Genomic DNA, 17,677 nt, shown 5'->3' with positions numbered 1-17,677 from the left:
GAGACTGCTTACAGCCGGTGACAGCCTCTCTCTGAAAGTTCCGAATCAGTTACTCTTTCCGTTCATTGCCTTTGCTTCAGTATTGATATAGATATATATTATTCAAAAATTTCCAATTTGTCAACATAATTCGAAGTCTGAAAAGTCTGAAAACGGTCCGCAAAGGGGTCTGACCCCTTTGCGGACCGTTTTCAGACTTTTCAGACTATTTCATTCAGGAATGTTTGCTTTAATGCCTGTATCTTGTTTAATTCATTCCCCAGCTGTCCGGGAATTATGACGCCTTCTTCTCCCCTGATTTCATCCACGGTCTTGTAGCCGAACAGAAAGCTTGTCAAAGCACTGATTGTCAGGACTCCTTCGGAATCTTCTGTCTCACTCACCTGTACATCCCGGCTGTCCTGTCCCCCTGTCAGCTTCCAGACCCTGCTGTTTTTTGTAATGATTGAATCCAGCACTGCAAAGGAGCAGGAAAGTCTTTCACCTTCTTTCACCTTCACCGCAGATAAGAATGTCTCCAGATGCAGGATCCTGACCATGATAATAGGCACTTTTTTGACATGCTCCCCGTTACGGCATGCATATATCTTTACCGGCACGTCCCTGCCTGAGCGCAGGTCACGGACTGCTTTCTGAAACTGTGCTTCGTATTCATCCAGATACAGAGGTTCTCTGATTTCCACGACATTCTCTTCACTTGCATAGGCGAACATTCCTTTGATGTCCTGCCCCTCCTTTATAAGCTTCACACCGCCGTTTTCACTCTGCTGTTCAAAGATCATGGTCTGGTAATATGTCTCATCCCTGACCGCACAAACCTGATATTTCTCCGCAAAATACTGATTGAAGAATGCCGCCATATCTGCCGCATCACGCATTCCTGCATCCGTAAGCTCCAACTCTGCCGCACTGTCCGTCCCCATACTTTCGCACTGGTTCTGGGCATAGACAAACCGGAAGTCATATGGTGTATAGATTGCTTCTGCCGCGGGCATTAAGAAGGTAAACGGCTCTTTGCGCGCATACATGTCCTGCATGGCCTTTCTGAGCAGTTCTCCCATATACCCGCGTTTCCTGTAATTCTCTTCTGTCGCGACAGCAATGATATAATTACACGGAAACTGCCTGTCCTCTACCTGCAGCAGATAAGGGTTCAGCTGGAGCATGGAACGGACACCCCCGTCTTCCTCAATGACATAGATCTGGTTATCCCTCGTTTTTATGAAATAATAATAATCCAGAAATTCCCTGCTGTCCTCTGCAAATACCTTCTCCCACAGCGTCCTCGTCCTGCCGTGTTCATTGATCTCTAGCTTTCGTAACTGCATGCCCGCATTCCTCTCTTCTTACGTTACTTTCTGGCGCATCCATGACAGTTCTCACAGCCGCCCGGATTCGGTGTCATATCATAGCTTGCATAGTTCGTAATCTTCTCCAATGCACAGACCGCCTGTGAAGAAATCCCTTCCCCGCTTCCGGTGAATCCAAGCCCCTCCTCGGTCGTTGCTTTGATATTCACCTGATCCACGGAAATCTTAAGCGCCTTCGCTACATTTTCCCTCATAGTATCAATATAAGGGCGCATCTTCGGCCTTTGTGCAATAATCGTTGCATCAATATTTTCCACGATATAGTTCTGCTCATCGAGCAGTGCCGCTACATGCTCCAGAAGCCTGATGCTGGAGATTCCTTTATATTGGGGATCTGTATCCGGGAAATGCTTTCCAATATCCCCCAGCGCCGCCGCCCCTAAAAGAGCATCCATGACAGCATGTAATAGCACATCTGCATCAGAATGTCCCAAAAGACCTTTCTCATAGGGAATCGTCACGCCGCCCAAAATCAGCTCTCTATCCTCTACAAGCTTATGAACATCGTATCCCATTCCAACCCGCATGAATTATTCCTCCTCTTCCTCATTAGCGTCATCTTCTTCAGAGTCATCTTCCTCATTATCTTCTGCAGTTTCTTCCACACTATTCTCAAAATCTTCATTCTCTTCTATAGCTTCTGGCTCTTCCGGCTCTTCATTCCTGCCTGCCCATACTCTTCTTATTGCATAGATTGCATATCCGGCACCGGTAATCATAAATATAACCGCCATAATCAGGAAAAACACCATATTCTCCGGCCTGTCAGAGATAGCTGTCATCATACTTTTTACTCCCAGATAGGCGAGATATAGCCCTGCCACTATCCGCAGCACATCCCATGATTTTTGACTCATAATTCCATCCTCCATTTCATTTCTCATTCTCTGATTTTAGCATAAATTGTCTGCGATTACCACCAGAATATCCGGTTGCTGTTTACAGACACGCATGTAAACAGTTCTAAAAAAAGAAGCCTGTAATTAACAGACTTCTTTTCCAATAGCGGAAACTGGATTTGAACCAGCGACACCACGGGTATGAACCGTGTGCTCTAGCCAACTGAGCTATTCCGCCATATATAATTTTTAAAAAGTATATGGGACCTATAGGGCTCGAACCTATGACCCTCTGCTTGTAAGGCAGATGCTCTCCCAGCTGAGCTAAGATCCCATATTCTACTGCGTCTTACGTATCTCTCATCCGTAACCCGCTTTGCTATTATACTATTATCTTTCACCAAATGTCAACATCTTTTTATAAATTTTTTCCAAATTTTTTAATTTTTGTAACAGAGTTAAGTATGGTTACATACGTTTAATACCTTCATGTGCCAATTCCATACTTTCAATCGGAATTTCATTACTTGAATTATCTAAATCTTCTGATGTATATTTGACTGGCCATGCGTTCATAATTTCCCACTCTGCAGCAACTCCATTTAAGTCATCACGCAGCTGGATTTTTATTGTTTTTCTTTCACATGCCCTGTCTCCTGCGCTTTGCAACCAGATGATGAATTCAGCAGATGTCACAAGTCCCCATTTCAAAGTGACATTTCCATATTTTACATGTCCTGACTGTTTATAAACAGTATTGACACTGGATGTGCCTTCACGATACTCAATAGGATCGGTGGTAATATCTGTTGTACTGATTTCAGAAAATCCGCCGATTTCTTTTGAATCAATTAAAACAATATAGCAAAATTTTTTTAATGAATATATAGATGCCATTTTCTATTCTCTCCTTTTCGAACCTGCTTTTCTTCAAATTTCAAAACATTAATGTTTGGAATGCTGCCTTCCTATTATTTCTTGTGTTTGTGGGCGGTAATAATCGTATAGCTGTACGCATTTACCGTTATCAAACAGTCTTCTGCGTTTATGTACCAGTTCTTTCCGTTCCTTGTAATCACCGCATCTGAAGAATTGATTTTGTTCCTGCACCACTCTACAACATGATCTGTGTCTAAAGACAAATTCCTCTTTATCCGCAGCACTCCGAGTTCTGTAGTATGCAGCCTGTCTAAATTTTTCAGTAATTCAACTCCCATGTCTATTTTCACCTTTTACTGTTCAATTGTGCCATGTAATATTATATCATTCTTATCCTATTACGTCATTTCTTTTCTGTAAGGATACAAAAAGAAGCCCGTAAACACAGGCCTCTTCACAGATAGCGGAAACTGGATTTGAACCAGCGACACCACGGGTATGAACCGTGTGCTCTAGCCAACTGAGCTATTCCGCCATATTTTATTCGCAACTGCGCATGTCCCATCCGCAACTCGCTTTGTTATTATACTATCATGCCGGGAGAATTGTCAAGCTTTTTCTAATTTTTTCTACAATTCAAACAAAGATAAAATCCTACCGGAACCATCAGCCGGATTTATGAATGATAGACCGGGGAAAATTCAGGCCTGCGCCACTCTTTTCCCCAGTCTATTTTCGTGGATGTCAGGCAAAAACTTGCCTTTACATCCGATTATTTAAAATAATTAACTCCGGACTCAAAGATCTTGAGATCCTGCTCTCCGTATATGTTGATTGCCACAGAATCATCACGTCTCTCGGAGTGTGCCATCTTGCCGAGCACACGTCCGTCAGGACTTGTAATACCCTCTATCGCACAGTAGGAACCATTTACATTCCATTCCTCATCCATACTGATCACACCGTCAGGATCGCAGTACTGTGTTGCAACCTGTCCGTTTGCGAATAATTTATCTAGCCATTCCTGACTTGCAACAAACCTTCCTTCTCCGTGGGAAGCCGGGTTCGTATATACGCCGCCGAGCTGTGCCCCCTGAAGCCAGGGTGATTTATTTGTAACAACTTTTGTATAAACCATCTTGGAGATATGACGTCCAATGGTGTTGTAGGTCAGTGTCGGTGAATCCTCTGTCTGTCCGGCGATCTGTCCGTAAGGAACAAGTCCGAGTTTAATCAGGGCCTGGAAGCCATTGCAGACACCGAGTGCCAGTCCGTCCCTCTCATTGAGGAGCTTTTCCACAGCTTCTTTGATCTTCGCATTCTGGAATGCCGTGGCAAAGAATTTCGCGGAACCGTCCGGTTCGTCACCTGCGCTGAATCCGCCCGGGAACATAATCATCTGTGCCTGGGAGATCGCCTTTTCAAATTCATTTACAGAATCCCGGATGTCAGCGGCATCCATGTTCTTGAATACCTTTGTAATAACCTTTGCGCCTGCCCGCTCGAAAGCCTTTTTGCTGTCGTATTCACAGTTCGTTCCCGGGAATACCGGGATAAATACGGTCGGCTGTGCGATCTTATGGCTGCAGATGTGGATATCCTTTGTATCATACAGCTTCTCTTCCAGAGCCTCATCACTGTCCGCGGAAGATTTTGTAGCAAATACTTTCTCCAGTGTCTCTGTCCATGCTTTTTCCGCCTCATCCAGAGTGATTGCAGTATTGCCATAGCTAAATGTCTTATCGTCTGTCACTTCACCGATCACGGTATAGGTAATTCCAAGCTCAGAAACTTTCTCTGCCGGTACTTCTGCGATCAGGTCACCAAATGCCGGGGCAAACAGCTCTCTTTCGTCCATGTTATGCTCGATCTTAACACCAAATGCATTACCGAATGCCATCTTGCTGACCGCTGCAATCACGCCGTGGCGGTCAAGGGCATAAGCAGATATAATATTACCGCTGTGGATATCGGCCGTAAACTTACTGTACTGATCCATCAGCTGGCTGTATACAGGAAGGTCATATTCATCCTTCTCGATTCTCATCCATACAATCTTGCTGCCGGCTTTCTTGAATTCCGGTGTAATGATATCTTTTTCAGTTGCCATATCTACAGCAAAGGAAACCAGTGTCGGCGGCACATCGATATCCTGGAATGTTCCTGACATACTGTCTTTTCCGCCGATTGACGGCAGTCCAAAACCGAGCTGTGCATTGTACGCACCCAGCAGTGCTGCAAACGGCTGGCTCCATCTCTTTGGATCTTCTGTCATCCTGCGGAAGTATTCCTGGAATGTAAACCGGATCTTTTTGTAATCCCCGCCTGATGCCACGATCTTGGCAACAGACTCAACAACTGCATAGATCGCACCGTGGTACGGACTCCAGCTGGACAGATACGGGTCAAAACCAAAGCTCATCATGGAAACACTGTCTGTCTTTCCATTTTGAACCGGCACCTTTGCAACCATCGTCTGTGTCTCTGTCATCTGGTATTTTCCGCCGTGAGGCATGAATACAGAAGCGGCACCTATGGAACCGTCAAACATTTCCACAAGCCCTTTCTGTGAGCATACGTTCAGGTCTTCCAGCACATTCAGCCATTTCTCTCTGACATCACCGACTTCATTTTTCACGAAAAGGCTTCCTTCCCTCGCTGGGATTTCCACTTCAACGGAAGTTTCCTGATGGGCACCATTTGTATCCAGAAATGCACGTGAAATATTCACGATCTCATTTCCCCTCCATGTCAGTACGAGTCTCGGAGATTCCGTCACTACTGCAACTTCAACTGCTTCCAGATTTTCTTCTTTTGCAAATGCAAGGAATTCTTCTACATCGCCCGGGTCAACCACAACTGCCATTCTCTCCTGAGATTCAGAAATGGCAATCTCTGTTCCGTCCAGCCCGGCATATTTCTTCGGTACCTTGTCCAGATCCACGCGAAGCCCGTCAGCCAGCTCACCGATCGCTACAGAAACACCGCCTGCGCCAAAGTCATTACACTTTTTAATCAGCTTACTTACTTCTTCTCTCCTGAAGAGACGCTGAATCTTACGTTCTGTCGGCGGATTTCCCTTCTGGACCTCTGCGCCGCATGTCTCGATGGATTCTTCTGTATGAACCTTGGAAGACCCTGTTGCACCGCCGCAGCCGTCACGTCCTGTACGTCCGCCTAATAAAATAATGATATCGCCCGGATCAGAAGTTTCCCTGATCACGGCGCGTCTCGGTGCTGCGCCTAAGACTGCACCGATCTCCATACGTTTTGCAACATAATCCGGGTGGTAGATCTCCTTAACCGCACCCGTAGCCAGTCCGATCTGGTTTCCATAAGAGCTGTATCCTTTGGCTGCGCCCCTGACCAGCTTTTTCTGTGGCAGCTTTCCTTTTAATGTCTCTGTCACAGGTACCGTAGGATCTGCCGCCCCTGTCACACGCATTGCCTGGTATACATAAGTACGTCCTGACAGCGGGTCGCGGATTGCCCCTCCAAGACAGGTAGCCGCACCACCGAAAGGTTCGATCTCAGTCGGGTGGTTATGTGTCTCATTCTTAAAATTAATAAGCCACTCCTCTTCCACTCCGTCAACCTTGACCGGTACAACAATACTGCATGCATTGATCTCGTCAGACTCTTCCTGATCCTGAAGCTTTCCTTCTTTTTTCAGCTTGCGCATCGCCATCAGCGCCAGATCCATCAGGCAGACGAACTTGTCTTCTCTTCCTGCAAAAATCTCACTGTGGTCTTTCAGGTACTGTCTGTATGTATCTACGATCGGTTCTTTGTAGTCGCCTTCACCGAAGGTGACATCTTTAAGCTCCGTCGAGAATGTCGTATGGCGGCAGTGATCTGACCAATAAGTATCCAGAACACGGATTTCTGTCATCGTAGGGTCTCTGTGCTCTTCACCCTGATAGTAATTCTGAATATGAAGGAAATCCCTGAATGTCATTGCCAGTCCCAGGGAATCGTATAATTCTTTAAGTTCTGCTTCCGGCATAACCTGAAATCCGTCAAATACCTTTACGTCTTCAGGTTCTTCAAAAACAGTCACGAGTGTTTCCGGTTTTCCGAGACCTGTCTCTCTGGAATCGACCGGATTGATGCAGTGGTTCTTAACCGCCGCAAATTCATCGTCCGTTACTGTGCCTTCAACAACATATGTTGTAGCAGTCCTGATGACAGGCTTTTCATCTTCCCTGATAAACTGGACGCACTGCTCTGCTGAATCCGCTCTCTGGTCAAACTGTCCCGGAAGGTATTCTACAGAAAACACACGGCTTCCTTCCTTCATTGGAAATGTCTCGTGATACAGGACATCTACCGGCGGTTCCGCAAAAATACCGTTGCACGCCTTATCAAAAGTCTCGTCTGTTATATTCTCCACATCATAGCGGATCAGGACACGCACGGCGCTCACTGTTTCAATCCCCAGGTAATGCTTGATCTCATGACGCAGTTCCTTTGCCTGAACGGCAAACTCCGGCTTTTTCTCCACATATACACGTTTTACATTACTCATATAGAATCTCCTTTGCATTTTATCACTATATTTTATATATTATCATACTTCTTCTGATAAGTACAATTAATATACTTAAACTTATTCATTAGTTTTCCTAATCTTTGTTTTTCGTCTCCAGACAGCGCTTCCTGCCAGCAGAATGAGAAGGGACGCAATAAACAGTATCCCAATTCTTATAACCATATCAGAAAAAAGTCCCTCCGGCAGCATCCTGATCATATAATCCTCTGCCGGGTCAAACATCCACAGGTCGTTGGAAAAGAAAATCTCATGGAACTTAGTGAATGCCGCATCAAAATCCCTCGAGAACAGAAATGCCAGCGCTGCCGTCGCGATGCCGGACACACCCACCGCAATCTGGAATGCCCTCGGGAGGACATACTTCCATCCGCCCTTCATAAGGATGAGCGCCGCCAGACAGACCAGCAGTACGATTACAGCCCCCGTCCTAAGGTGAAGCCCGCCGATAAACAACCCCTGTACATCCTCCATGTGCAGTCTGTCCTGTTCGTTAAAAAAGTCCTGCTTTTTACCTTCTACAGTCGTAACCACCTCCAACGTCTCTCTGTCGCCCCTTAAATAAGCCATCATTTCCTGAGTAACATACATCACGTCTTCCATCTCCATGTCAAGATCGGAAAGGACATCATACTTTTTATACTCTTTTTCATAGAAACCAAAATCCATGTACATCGCCGCCTGGAAACTGGAAATCAGCAGAATGAGAATCACTGCAAAAGATAAAACAACCCCCAGCAGCCATTCTGCCTTTTTCGTCTTCTTTTCTTCGTTCATCATGCCCACACTTTCATTCAATATCGTTTAATTCTTATATTTTATCATAAATCACATTGTAATTCACCACAATTTGGCTTATAATACTAACAATACTTATTAGGAGGTCTAATAATGGATATCAACTATGAACTGTATAAGGTCTTTTTTCATGTAGCATCTACCTTAAGCTTCTCAGAAGCGTCCAAACAGCTTTTTATATCACAGTCCGCTGTCAGCCAGTCAATCAAGACACTGGAGCGCAAGCTGGACCAGACATTATTTATCCGGAGCACAAAAAAGGTTCAGCTGACCCCCGAAGGCGAAATACTGCTCCGCCATATAGAGCCGGCCATGCATCTGATCCAGCGGGGTGAAGCCCAGCTTCTGGATGCCGCATCAACGGGGGGACAGATCCGCATCGGCGCCAGCGACACCATATGCCGCTATTTTCTTGTGCCGTACCTCGAAAAGTTTCACAAGGAATTTCCAAGTGCACACATCAAAGTGATTAACCAGACCTCTATCAAGTGCGTGGAACTACTGGAAACCGGGCAGGTCGATCTGGTCGTGGTCAACTATCCGAACAACTATTTAAGCAATGTATCTTCTATAAAAAAGATCACTAAATTCAGGGATGTCTTTATCGCCAACAGCGCTTTTGAAGACCTGAGGGGAAAAAAGCTGACTTACCAGCAGCTTTCCCATTATCCGATCCTCATGCTTGACCGACACAGCACTACCAGTGAATTCCTCCACAGGCTTTTCCAGCAGCACCAGCTTGACCTTGTGCCCGAGATTGAACTGACGAGCAATGACCTGTTGATCGATCTGGCCCGCATCGGACTGGGGATTGCATTTATACCGGATTACTGTATCAGACATGCAGAAGACGACCTGTTTGTCGTAGAAACAAAAGAAGAACTGCCCGGGCGCGAACTCGTAATCGCTTACAATGAACAGATGCCCCTGTCGAAAGCGGCGCGGGAATTCCTGAATTACTTTTAATAGTACCACCCATCCCTTTGTGCCGTCCAGAAATGAGGATATTACATGTTTAGAATTGGTGAATTTTCAAAGTTAACACAAGTATCTGTCCGTATGCTGCGATATTATGATGAAACCGGTCTGTTGAAACCAGAAGCAGTTGACTCATGGACCGGATACCGTATGTATTCCGCAGAACAAATCCCCCGGCTGAACAAAATCATTTATTTGCGTGACAGCGGTTTTAACGTCTCTGAAATAATAGCCGCTCTTAATAGTGAAAATGATTCTTTCATTATAGAGCAGCTTGACAGGAAATATAAAGAAATCAAATTCAATATACAGGCAGAGCAAGAAAAGTTAATGAAAATTGAACTTGCTAAAAAAGAATTATTAAGCGGGAAAAATGAAATACATTACAATGTTACTATAAAAGCTATTCCTGATTATTATGTTCTTTCATTAAGAAAAGTCATCCCCAGCTATTATGCCGAGGGTGAATTATGGCAGGAATTATCTGAATATGCAGAACAGCATAATATAGTGCATTCAAATGATACGTTTTCCATCTACCACGATGCAGACTACAAAGAAGAAAATGTGGATGTAGAACTATGCGCAGTGGTAAACAAGGCCGGGCCGGAGGAACCGCCTTTCCAGTTCCGGCACACAGATCCTGTCCCTGTCATGGCCTGTACGATGGTTTACGGTGATTTTTCAAATATTGCGTCTGCTTATCTTACATTTGCAGAATGGCTACAGAATAACAGCCAGTATAAAATGAAAGAAGGAAGCAGGCAAATCGTACACCGCGGTCCGTGGAATGAGGAGGACCCTCAAAAATACTTAACTGAAATCCAAATACCCTTGCAAAAAACAGCGAAAACGTCTTGTAGATAAATTTACAGGACGTTTTTTCTTGACTCTCACATGATGTCAGGGTCTATCGTCTGCTTATAGAAAAGGAGGATGTAAAACATGTCAACTTATAAAGTAAATTCGATAGGAACTATCTGCAGCAGCAAAGAAGGAACTTTTATCCGGCTGGAACCTGAATTTGTCCCCGCATTAAAGGCTCTGGATGGATTCAGCCATATCAATGTTCTTTGGTGGTTCAGTGATTTCGACAAGGAAGAGTTCAGGTCAATGCTGGAAACAGAACAGCCTTATAAAAATGCTCCTCAAAAAATGGGGATTTTTGCTACCAGGTCACCGATCCGTCCAAACCCGATAGCCTTGACAGCCGTAGAAGTCATTGATATAGATTATCAAAAAGGCGCTATTCAGATTGCTTATATTGATGCAAACAATAATACCCCTGTCCTGGACCTGAAACCCTATACACCCAGCCTTGATAAGGTAAAAAATTGCAGTGTACCGTCATGGTGCAGTCACTGGCCTGAAAGTTTAGAGGAATCTGCTAATTTTGCATGGGAAGATGAATTCAACTTTTATTAGCTTAAAATAAATGCTTAAAACAAATTAGCACTCACCTCTTGACAGTGCTAATAACATATGCTATATTACATATAGAACAAGAATAACAGATTTATTTTAGGAGGTATGGCATATGTTATTATCAAACAGAAGTTTTTTAAATGACTTTTTTAAGGATCCCTTTTTTGAAAGATCTTTCGATAACTCTACTACTCAGATTATGAAGACTGATATTCATGAGAAAGACAACAATTATCTTGTAGAGATGGAGCTTCCGGGATACGGCAAAGAAGACATCAAGGCCGATTTAAAAGACGGCTATCTTACGATTACAGCATCCCACGAGGAGACTCAGGAAGAGAAAGACCAGAAGGGCAACTGCATCCGCAAGGAGCGTTATACAGGATCCTGCAACCGCAGATTCTATGTAGGTGACCAGCTCAGACAGGAAGACATCAAGGCGTCCTTCAAAGACGGAATTCTCAGCTTATGTATACCAAAAGAGGTACCAAAGGCAATTGAAGAACAGCCGAAATATATCACAATCGAATAAGGAATCTCCACAGATTTCCATGAAACTTAAAGCAGGGAAGCCGCCGCATCATGAATCATTTATGACGCGGCGGCCCCCCTGCTTATATGGCATACTTAACTTCGTCTGGCCTTCGCTGCCAGATTTTCCTCTGCCCTTTCCCAATCCTTTTTTTGTGTGCTGTACATTTTCCTGTACAGAACGATATTGATAATCCCTGTAACACAGGCGCCCGCAAATCCGATCCACCTGATCCATTCAGGCAGGCTGTAATGAAAAAGCCGCTGTACATTTTCCCCCGTAGGGATCAGGCCAAGAAATATGAAACAAGTCATAATGACTTCTGACCTTCTAAGTGCTTCCTGATAATTTCTGCATCTGTCTATCTTCATAAATACTGCTCCTTTCTGTATCGAAAGGCATTCCCGCGTATCGAGCAGGGAAATATCCAGTGTATCATATGTCTGGTCGTGCGCCAGAAACATCCTGCACATTTCTTCTAATTCACCCAGCTGTTCCACTTCTTTTTCAATCTCAGATATTCTGCTTTGTACCACAGTATTAAGAGCAGTATCCCGGTTCTGGACCGCTTTAATCTCCGCGACAGAAATACCCAGCAGGCGGAGCACTTTTATTTTTTTCAGACATATGACATCTTCCTCTGAATAGTCCCGGTAATTATTCTCTGCATTTCTCATTGGGGTAACCAACCCCTGCTCTTCATAATAGCGGATGTTAGCCTTTCGGATTCCCACTTCTTTTTCTACTTCTTTGATGTTCATGGACTCCTCCTTTACTAACATTTAAAACTATCAAGCGGCTTGAATGTCAATACTTTACCAGAAGAAACATCAATTTTTGATTTTCTCCCAGAATTTTTCCATATGGGCATTCAAATTCTCCAGTCTGCATGTCTGGTACCCTTCCCACTCCCTTGGAAAAATTTCTCTGTACTGCCTTCCCATGAAGCGCTCATCGAGCAGGACGATGACCCCCTGGTCTTCCTCTGTACGGATCACTCTTCCTGCCGACTGCAGTACCTTGTTCATCCCTGGATACAGATAAGCATAATCGAATCCCCTCATATCCCTGCTGTCAAAGTATTGTCTCAGAATCTCACGGTCATTGCACACCTGCGGCAGCCCGGTCCCAATGATAACCGCCCCGATCAGCCTGTCCTCCGTAAGATCAATTCCCTCAGAAAAAATCCCTCCCATAACACAAAAACCGGCCAGACTGGTCGTCCTCTCCTCCTCAAAAGTCTCCAGAAAAACCTCCCTCGCAGATTCATCCATAAACTGTGACTGGAGAATACATTCTATATCTGTCCTTCCCTGTATTTCGTTCTGGAAACACTCATATACATCCGCCATAAACCGGTATGACGGAAAGAAGATCAAATAGTTGCCCCTTTTTGCTTCCACCACCTTCAGAATGTATTGTGCGAACTTATCATACATAGACGCCGAACGCATCGTATATTTTGTGCTGACGTCCGTTCCGAGCAGCAGCAGACGGTTTTCTTTTGGGAATGTGGATTCTGCATAGATCGCATAATCGTCCTTCTCCACACTGAGCAGCTTCTTATAATAATGAATCGGGAGAAGCGTTGCCGAGAAAAAGACCGTGCTGTTCCCCTGTTCGAGATAAGTCTGAAGATTAACGGCTGGATTGACACAGAGTAATTTTAGTTTAAACCGCCCGTCCCTCTCCAGTTCCGTATAAATCACATAATTTTCATCCATAATATCATGAATGTTCAGAAAATCCCGTACTTGAAAATAAAAATCAAGTATCTGCTCCCTCTTCTCCTCATTCTGTACGATCTCCAGATACTCCTCGAGTCCTGACATGATGTTCATCAGTTTAACAGCAATATGTGATACGCTGTCCAGCACTTGGTAATTCTCGCATTCGCGCTTCAGCATAAGGAGCTGCTTATTACATTCCTCCAGACGTTTTGCAAGGCCCGGATCTTCAGACTTTACCAGCTTCTTCATTTCCAGTACATCCTCTTTATAGAGAACGGCACTGTACATCTCACGGCCCCTCTCCACCAGATTATGCGCCTCATCAATCAGGAAAAGATATTCTCCTTTGTTCCCCTCCGAAAAGAAGCGTTTTAAATGTGCATTCGGGTCAAAGACGTAATTATAGTCACAGATAATGGCATCGGCCCATAATGATACGTCCAGTGCCATCTCAAACGGGCAGACCTTGTGTTTCTCCGCCTGCCGTTCCAGTTCTTCCCTGCTCATTTCATCCGAATTGACAATCATATCAAATACTGCATCGTTTACTCTGTCATAGTGTCCCTTGGCATATGGACAGTTATCCGGGTTGCATACCGCTTCCTCGCAAAAACAAATCTTCTCTTTTGCGGTCAGTGTAATCACTTTAAAACTCAGATTCTGCTTTTTCAGTGTCTGAAAAGCCTGCTCGGCCACGGTCCTTGTAATTGTCTTTGCCGTCAGGTAAAAAATACGTTCTCCCAGCCCCTCTCCGACCGCCTTCACGGCCGGAAATACGGTTGCCATCGTCTTTCCAACACCTGTCGGTGCCTGTATGAACAGCTTTTTCTTTCTTAGGATCGTACGGTAGACCGATGTTACGAGATTTCGCTGTCCTTCCCTATATTCAAATGGAAATTCCACATCCCTGATAGACGCATTCCTCTTCGCTTTCCACTCAATCTGGAACTTTGCCCATTTCTCATATCTCCGGACCAGTTTCTGAAACCATTCTTCCAAGTCTGTAAATAGAAATTCCTGCTTAAACTGCTTTAATTCCTCCGTCTCCATATGGCAGTAAGTCATCTGGACGCTGATCCTCTCCAGATTCTCCTGCTTCGCATATATGTATGCGTAACACTTCGCCTGGGCCAGATGTACATTCGAGGGTGCCTCTATATGGGCCAGTTCCTTCAACACCCCTTTGATCTCATCAATGGTGGTCCCCGCTTCCTCTTCTATGATTCCGTCAGCCCTGCCTTCTACCTGAAGTACAAACCCTTCACATGCAGTCTGAATCTTTAAAGAAACCTCTGCACGATAATTAGAACCCATACGCCGCTGTATCTTGCGATGGATTCTACTTCCCTGCAGCATGGCATCCTTTTCTATGCCGCCAGATATTCTGTTATCTATGTCCCCTTCCCGCAGAATAAACTCCACGAGATTCCGGACAGATATTTTAATCAATTCTTTTTCATCCATGTTTCCTATTGTATCACAAACCTTACTCTCATGGAAGACTAGATCACCACTACTAGATCACCACGGTAAACTGGATATAGTTCTCTCCCCCGATTTCCTCCTGGCCGACCATGATCTCCCCGCCTGCCTTCTCAGCTATCATCTTTGCACGGTAAAGCCCGAGTCCACGCTCTCCTTTTCTTTTACTCTTTGTCGAATAGCCGTTCTCGAAGAAATGCCCGATTGTCTCAAAAGATACCTTCTCATGCTGATTCAAAATCTGGAAAAAAAGGTGGTCCTGTCTGGAGTCCAGTAACATCCTCACTTTTCCGCCCTCACTGCCGCATGCTTCATATGCATTATCGACCAGAACGCCTACGATTTCAATCAGTCTGTGCTCAGAAACTCTGGATATAATCTCTTTGCTGCGGACTTCAATCTGTGTGTCTATGTTTTCATTTGAGCTCACGATCTTACTATACAAGAAACCAGCCAGTACTTTATCACTGATTCTGAGCAGAGGCAGATACTGGTTGCCGCCGTCCCTGCATATCTGTTTTATATACTCGGACTGTTCCTTTACAAGCTCGTCATATGTCCCCACGGTCAGATGCATGTTCAGAATGGCATTCAGGTGATTATCAAATTCGTGCTGTTTCGCGCGGATTTCTTTTACCAGTTCTTCCAATGGCTGTATATACAGCTGGTACATCATCAGTTCTTTTGTCTGCTCCTTTATGATGTCATTGTTTAGCTTCCAGTCGATCGTTCCCCAGATGATCACAACAAGGAACAATATGAATACAATGATCATCTTCAGGTCCAAAGTCCTGCTCACCTTTAAATCAATAACCAGATATACTGCTATGGCCAGTGACAGGAAACAAAACACACGGTATAATATCTTCCTTTTCCCTTTATTCATTCAACAGCCTCCTGACCTCCGCCTTATAGGTAACCCCTATATCGATCTCATCGGGGTACTTCTCTACCTGTATCATCTGATTTACCAGATCATAGTATTTTACATACTTCTTGTTGACAACAAACATTCTGTGGCACTGGACGAAATCCTGCCCCTGAAGCTTATCCAGCAGCTGGCGGATGGAAAGATACGGGACGTCCATCTGCTCATTTTTCAGATAAATACACACACCCCTTGGGATTGCCTTACAGAAAATTATGTCTTCACATAGGATCTTATAATTAATCCCATCCTTTTTTACAATCACATACGGCTTTTCGGCGGGGCGTGCATGTGTGAGCACCCTTTTTACAATCCGCTGTACTTCTTCCTCCTCGTAGGGTTTCAGAATATACTGGTAACAGTGAATCCGGCGGTATGCTTCGATTTCCAGAGACGCAACCGAGGTCAGCATCACTATAGGCGTCAATTCATACTTCATAATATCCCGCACCTCACCGGCAAACGTAAGGCCTGAGGCATCACTGCTGTCTTTGCTGTCCAGATTTACATCAAGCAGAAATAAGTCATAGGAACCACCGCCCGTAAGCAGATTCCTTGCTTCCCCCAGGTCTGCAGCTTCATCCGCCTTAATTTCAGCACCAATTCTGCCGATCATGGATACCAGTGCTTTCCTGCTTGGTCCATCATCCTCTAATATAAGTATTCTTGCCATATCCCTACTCCCTGTCCTCTGTAAAGAGTACGCCCCGGCTTGTTCTCTCCGGGGCGTATCTCAAAAAATATATCACTGCTGATCTTACTTTTCAGTCTCTTCAAACTTCGCGACTTCAGCGATTGTCTTAGTCAGTCCTGCGATTCCCTGCAGTTCTGAAGGAATAATAATCTTCGTCGCCTTGCCGTCTGCCGCCTTGGCAAATGCTTCCAGGCTCTTGATTGTCAGCACTGCATTATCTGCGCCAGCTGCCTTGATATATTCAATACCTTCTGCCGTAGCCTTCTGCACGGACCTGATCGCTTCGGCCTGGCCTTCTGCCTCTTTGATCCTCTTCTGCTTTTCGGCCTCTGCCTTAAGGATCGCCGCCTGTTTGGATGCCTCCGCTTCCAGAATAACGGATTCTTTCTCACCTTCGGCAACAAGAATCGTAGATTTCTTTTCACCCTCGGCCCTCAGAATGGATTCTCTTCGTTCACGTTCTGCCTTCATCTGTTTCTCCATCGCATCCTGAATTGCTTTCGGAGGCATGATATTCTTCAGTTCCACTCTGTTTACTTTAATTCCCCACGGGTCAGTCGCAATATCAAGAGACGTTCTCATCTGAGAGTTGATCGTCTCTCTGGATGTCAGTGTCTCATCCAGTTCCAGATCACCAATGATATTACGAAGTGTTGTTGCTGTCAGGTTCTCAATAGCCGCTATCGGACTCTCCACACCATATGCATACTGCTTCGGATCTGTAATCTGGAAGAATACAACCGTATCAATCTGCATGGTTACATTATCCTTTGTAATAACAGCCTGCGGTTCAAAGTCCACTACCTGTTCCTTTAAAGATACCTTCTTTGCAACCCTGTCAAGGATCGGAATCTTAAAATGCAGCCCCACACTCCATGTCTCCTTATAGCCGCCGAGACGTTCCAGTATAAATGCATGTGCCTGCGGTACGATTCTGACATTCGCCACAATAATGATAAGTAAAATGACCAAAATAGCAATCCCAATCCAAAGTCCCATATTCTAATCCTCCTCATATTTCTTTACAATCAGCTTTACACCAGATATACTGACTACTTTTGCCAGTGTCCCCGGTTCGAGCACTTCGCCGTCCTTTTCTGCTCTCGCAGTCCATTCGAGGCCGTTAACAACCGCCGTACCCGTCTGGGCCAGATTATCTACCGTCTCCGTAATTCTCACTATTTTACCTATCACGCCCTCATAATTGGTTTTCTCATGATGGGCGTTTATGTATTTTACCGCGAAAGGACGGGTAAAAAACAATAGTAAAAATGAGACTGCGAAGAAAGCGCCTACCTGCCATATTAAATTCAATCCTGCAATATTTAAAAGTAACGCAGCCAGAGCGCCCCCGGCAAGCCAGACAGATGTCAGCCCGACTGTAATAATTTCGATAACCAGAAAAACAATCAACAGTCCAAGCCATACAAATGCTTCTTTCTCCATACGTCTCCCTTCTCTCAAATTTCGTAT

17 protein-coding genes, 3 tRNA genes and 1 other annotated feature (1 of these 21 running past the window's edge) are annotated in these 17,677 nt (G+C 44.7%); of the genes, 4 read left to right on the top strand and 16 right to left on the bottom strand.

Translation table 11 applies throughout. The features are described 5' to 3' along the window. Positions 1-75 (bottom strand) — a binding site (T-box leader); it reaches 150 nt to the left of the window's first position. 125 nt (positions 76-200) lie between these two features. The 10 genes from DWX43_RS11180 to DWX43_RS11135 all read right to left on the bottom strand — a co-directional run bounded on the left by DWX43_RS11180 (position 201) and on the right by DWX43_RS11135 (position 8,417). Then, complete coding sequence (locus tag DWX43_RS11180; protein ID WP_118620325.1) at positions 201-1,328, bottom strand: GNAT family N-acetyltransferase; 1,128 nt, start codon at positions 1,326-1,328, stop codon at positions 201-203. 23 nt (positions 1,329-1,351) lie between these two features. Further along, a complete protein-coding gene (ispF, locus tag DWX43_RS11175) occupies positions 1,352-1,897 on the bottom strand; it encodes a 2-C-methyl-D-erythritol 2,4-cyclodiphosphate synthase (RefSeq protein WP_109733198.1) in 546 nt (181 codons plus the stop codon). Between the two features lie 3 nt (positions 1,898-1,900). Continuing rightward, positions 1,901-2,227 carry a hypothetical protein gene (locus DWX43_RS11170; protein ID WP_118620324.1) on the bottom strand — a complete coding sequence of 109 codons (327 nt, stop codon included), beginning with the start codon at positions 2,225-2,227 and terminating at the stop codon, positions 1,901-1,903. 146 nt (positions 2,228-2,373) lie between these two features. Then, positions 2,374-2,447, bottom strand: a tRNA-Met gene (locus DWX43_RS11165). Positions 2,448-2,470: 23 nt separating this feature from the next. Next, positions 2,471-2,543: transfer RNA gene (locus tag DWX43_RS11160), tRNA-Val, on the bottom strand. A gap of 134 nt (positions 2,544-2,677) precedes the next feature. After that, on the bottom strand, positions 2,678-3,106 hold the full coding sequence (locus DWX43_RS11155) for a phage tail protein (RefSeq protein WP_118620323.1): 429 nt from the start codon (positions 3,104-3,106) through the stop codon (positions 2,678-2,680). A 74-nt stretch (positions 3,107-3,180) separates the two neighbouring features. Then, positions 3,181-3,426, bottom strand: a complete 246-nt coding sequence (locus DWX43_RS11150; RefSeq protein WP_109733195.1) for a DUF3781 domain-containing protein — start codon at positions 3,424-3,426, stop codon at positions 3,181-3,183. A gap of 123 nt (positions 3,427-3,549) precedes the next feature. Continuing rightward, positions 3,550-3,623 (bottom strand) — tRNA-Met (locus DWX43_RS11145). A 237-nt stretch (positions 3,624-3,860) separates the two neighbouring features. Continuing rightward, a complete protein-coding gene (locus tag DWX43_RS11140; RefSeq protein ID WP_118620322.1) occupies positions 3,861-7,616 on the bottom strand; it encodes a phosphoribosylformylglycinamidine synthase in 3,756 nt (1,251 codons plus the stop codon). Between the two features lie 81 nt (positions 7,617-7,697). After that, entirely contained in the window at positions 7,698-8,417 is a 720-nt protein-coding gene (locus DWX43_RS11135) for a TIGR01906 family membrane protein (protein ID WP_243099294.1), read from the bottom strand. A gap of 111 nt (positions 8,418-8,528) precedes the next feature. Between DWX43_RS11135 and DWX43_RS11130 the strand changes: the two genes are divergently transcribed. The 4 genes from DWX43_RS11130 to DWX43_RS11115 all read left to right on the top strand — a co-directional run bounded on the left by DWX43_RS11130 (position 8,529) and on the right by DWX43_RS11115 (position 11,370). Then, positions 8,529-9,401 carry a LysR family transcriptional regulator gene (locus tag DWX43_RS11130; RefSeq protein WP_109733193.1) on the top strand — a complete coding sequence of 291 codons (873 nt, stop codon included), beginning with the start codon at positions 8,529-8,531 and terminating at the stop codon, positions 9,399-9,401. A gap of 45 nt (positions 9,402-9,446) precedes the next feature. Continuing rightward, entirely contained in the window at positions 9,447-10,280 is an 834-nt protein-coding gene (locus DWX43_RS11125; protein ID WP_109733192.1) for a MerR family transcriptional regulator, read from the top strand. Positions 10,281-10,358: 78 nt separating this feature from the next. Next, positions 10,359-10,838 (top strand): tRNA (N6-threonylcarbamoyladenosine(37)-N6)-methyltransferase TrmO, encoded by a 480-nt coding sequence (tsaA, locus tag DWX43_RS11120; RefSeq protein ID WP_118620321.1) that lies wholly within the window; start codon positions 10,359-10,361, stop codon positions 10,836-10,838. Between the two features lie 112 nt (positions 10,839-10,950). Then, positions 10,951-11,370, top strand: coding sequence for an Hsp20/alpha crystallin family protein (locus DWX43_RS11115; protein WP_109733190.1), 420 nt, complete (start codon positions 10,951-10,953; stop codon positions 11,368-11,370). 95 nt (positions 11,371-11,465) lie between these two features. On the opposite strand, the gene DWX43_RS11110 is transcribed toward DWX43_RS11115, so the two are convergent. From DWX43_RS11110 to DWX43_RS11085, 6 genes are all read right to left on the bottom strand, one after another. Beyond that, positions 11,466-12,131 carry a MerR family transcriptional regulator gene (locus tag DWX43_RS11110; protein WP_182440669.1) on the bottom strand — a complete coding sequence of 222 codons (666 nt, stop codon included), beginning with the start codon at positions 12,129-12,131 and terminating at the stop codon, positions 11,466-11,468. A 69-nt stretch (positions 12,132-12,200) separates the two neighbouring features. Further along, positions 12,201-14,564 (bottom strand): ATP-dependent DNA helicase, encoded by a 2,364-nt coding sequence (locus tag DWX43_RS11105; RefSeq protein WP_118620319.1) that lies wholly within the window; start codon positions 14,562-14,564, stop codon positions 12,201-12,203. Positions 14,565-14,616: 52 nt separating this feature from the next. Continuing rightward, positions 14,617-15,468 carry an ATP-binding protein gene (locus DWX43_RS11100; protein ID WP_118620318.1) on the bottom strand — a complete coding sequence of 284 codons (852 nt, stop codon included), beginning with the start codon at positions 15,466-15,468 and terminating at the stop codon, positions 14,617-14,619. After that, positions 15,461-16,183 (bottom strand): LytTR family DNA-binding domain-containing protein, encoded by a 723-nt coding sequence (locus tag DWX43_RS11095; protein ID WP_118620317.1) that lies wholly within the window; start codon positions 16,181-16,183, stop codon positions 15,461-15,463. Before DWX43_RS11095 ends, DWX43_RS11100 begins: the two co-directional genes overlap by 8 nt. A gap of 84 nt (positions 16,184-16,267) precedes the next feature. Then, positions 16,268-17,203: an SPFH domain-containing protein gene (locus DWX43_RS11090; RefSeq protein WP_109733185.1), complete on the bottom strand. Its 936-nt coding sequence runs from the start codon at positions 17,201-17,203 to the stop codon at positions 16,268-16,270. Between the two features lie 3 nt (positions 17,204-17,206). Next, the gene (locus DWX43_RS11085; RefSeq protein WP_109733184.1) at positions 17,207-17,650 is read right to left on the bottom strand and encodes an NfeD family protein; all 444 of its coding nucleotides are present in this window, start codon (positions 17,648-17,650) and stop codon (positions 17,207-17,209) included. Positions 17,651-17,677 lie beyond the last annotated feature (27 nt).

Source organism: Clostridium sp. AF19-22AC (assembly GCF_003479085.1).
In the GTDB taxonomy this organism is placed as follows: domain Bacteria; phylum Bacillota; class Clostridia; order Lachnospirales; family Lachnospiraceae; genus Faecalicatena_A; species Faecalicatena_A orotica.
This window is presented reverse-complemented; position numbering and strand designations above follow the sequence as displayed.

What these genes read in the sequence shown, in the direction of transcription:
- DWX43_RS11180 (WP_118620325.1), bottom strand. Translation starts at nt 1,328, where the DNA reads ATGCAGTTACGAAAGCTAGAGATCAATGAACACGGCAGGACGAGGACG.
- ispF (WP_109733198.1), bottom strand. Translation starts at nt 1,897, where the DNA reads ATGCGGGTTGGAATGGGATACGATGTTCATAAGCTTGTAGAGGATAGA.
- DWX43_RS11170 (WP_118620324.1), bottom strand. Translation starts at nt 2,227, where the DNA reads ATGAGTCAAAAATCATGGGATGTGCTGCGGATAGTGGCAGGGCTATAT.
- DWX43_RS11155 (WP_118620323.1), bottom strand. Translation starts at nt 3,106, where the DNA reads ATGGCATCTATATATTCATTAAAAAAATTTTGCTATATTGTTTTAATT.
- DWX43_RS11150 (WP_109733195.1), bottom strand. Translation starts at nt 3,426, where the DNA reads ATGGGAGTTGAATTACTGAAAAATTTAGACAGGCTGCATACTACAGAA.
- DWX43_RS11140 (WP_118620322.1), bottom strand. Translation starts at nt 7,616, where the DNA reads ATGAGTAATGTAAAACGTGTATATGTGGAGAAAAAGCCGGAGTTTGCC.
- DWX43_RS11135 (WP_243099294.1), bottom strand. Translation starts at nt 8,417, where the DNA reads ATGATGAACGAAGAAAAGAAGACGAAAAAGGCAGAATGGCTGCTGGGG.
- DWX43_RS11130 (WP_109733193.1), top strand. Translation starts at nt 8,529, where the DNA reads ATGGATATCAACTATGAACTGTATAAGGTCTTTTTTCATGTAGCATCT.
- DWX43_RS11125 (WP_109733192.1), top strand. Translation starts at nt 9,447, where the DNA reads ATGTTTAGAATTGGTGAATTTTCAAAGTTAACACAAGTATCTGTCCGT.
- tsaA (WP_118620321.1), top strand. Translation starts at nt 10,359, where the DNA reads ATGTCAACTTATAAAGTAAATTCGATAGGAACTATCTGCAGCAGCAAA.
- DWX43_RS11115 (WP_109733190.1), top strand. Translation starts at nt 10,951, where the DNA reads ATGTTATTATCAAACAGAAGTTTTTTAAATGACTTTTTTAAGGATCCC.
- DWX43_RS11110 (WP_182440669.1), bottom strand. Translation starts at nt 12,131, where the DNA reads ATGAACATCAAAGAAGTAGAAAAAGAAGTGGGAATCCGAAAGGCTAAC.
- DWX43_RS11105 (WP_118620319.1), bottom strand. Translation starts at nt 14,564, where the DNA reads ATGGATGAAAAAGAATTGATTAAAATATCTGTCCGGAATCTCGTGGAG.
- DWX43_RS11100 (WP_118620318.1), bottom strand. Translation starts at nt 15,468, where the DNA reads ATGAATAAAGGGAAAAGGAAGATATTATACCGTGTGTTTTGTTTCCTG.
- DWX43_RS11095 (WP_118620317.1), bottom strand. Translation starts at nt 16,183, where the DNA reads ATGGCAAGAATACTTATATTAGAGGATGATGGACCAAGCAGGAAAGCA.
- DWX43_RS11090 (WP_109733185.1), bottom strand. Translation starts at nt 17,203, where the DNA reads ATGGGACTTTGGATTGGGATTGCTATTTTGGTCATTTTACTTATCATT.
- DWX43_RS11085 (WP_109733184.1), bottom strand. Translation starts at nt 17,650, where the DNA reads ATGGAGAAAGAAGCATTTGTATGGCTTGGACTGTTGATTGTTTTTCTG.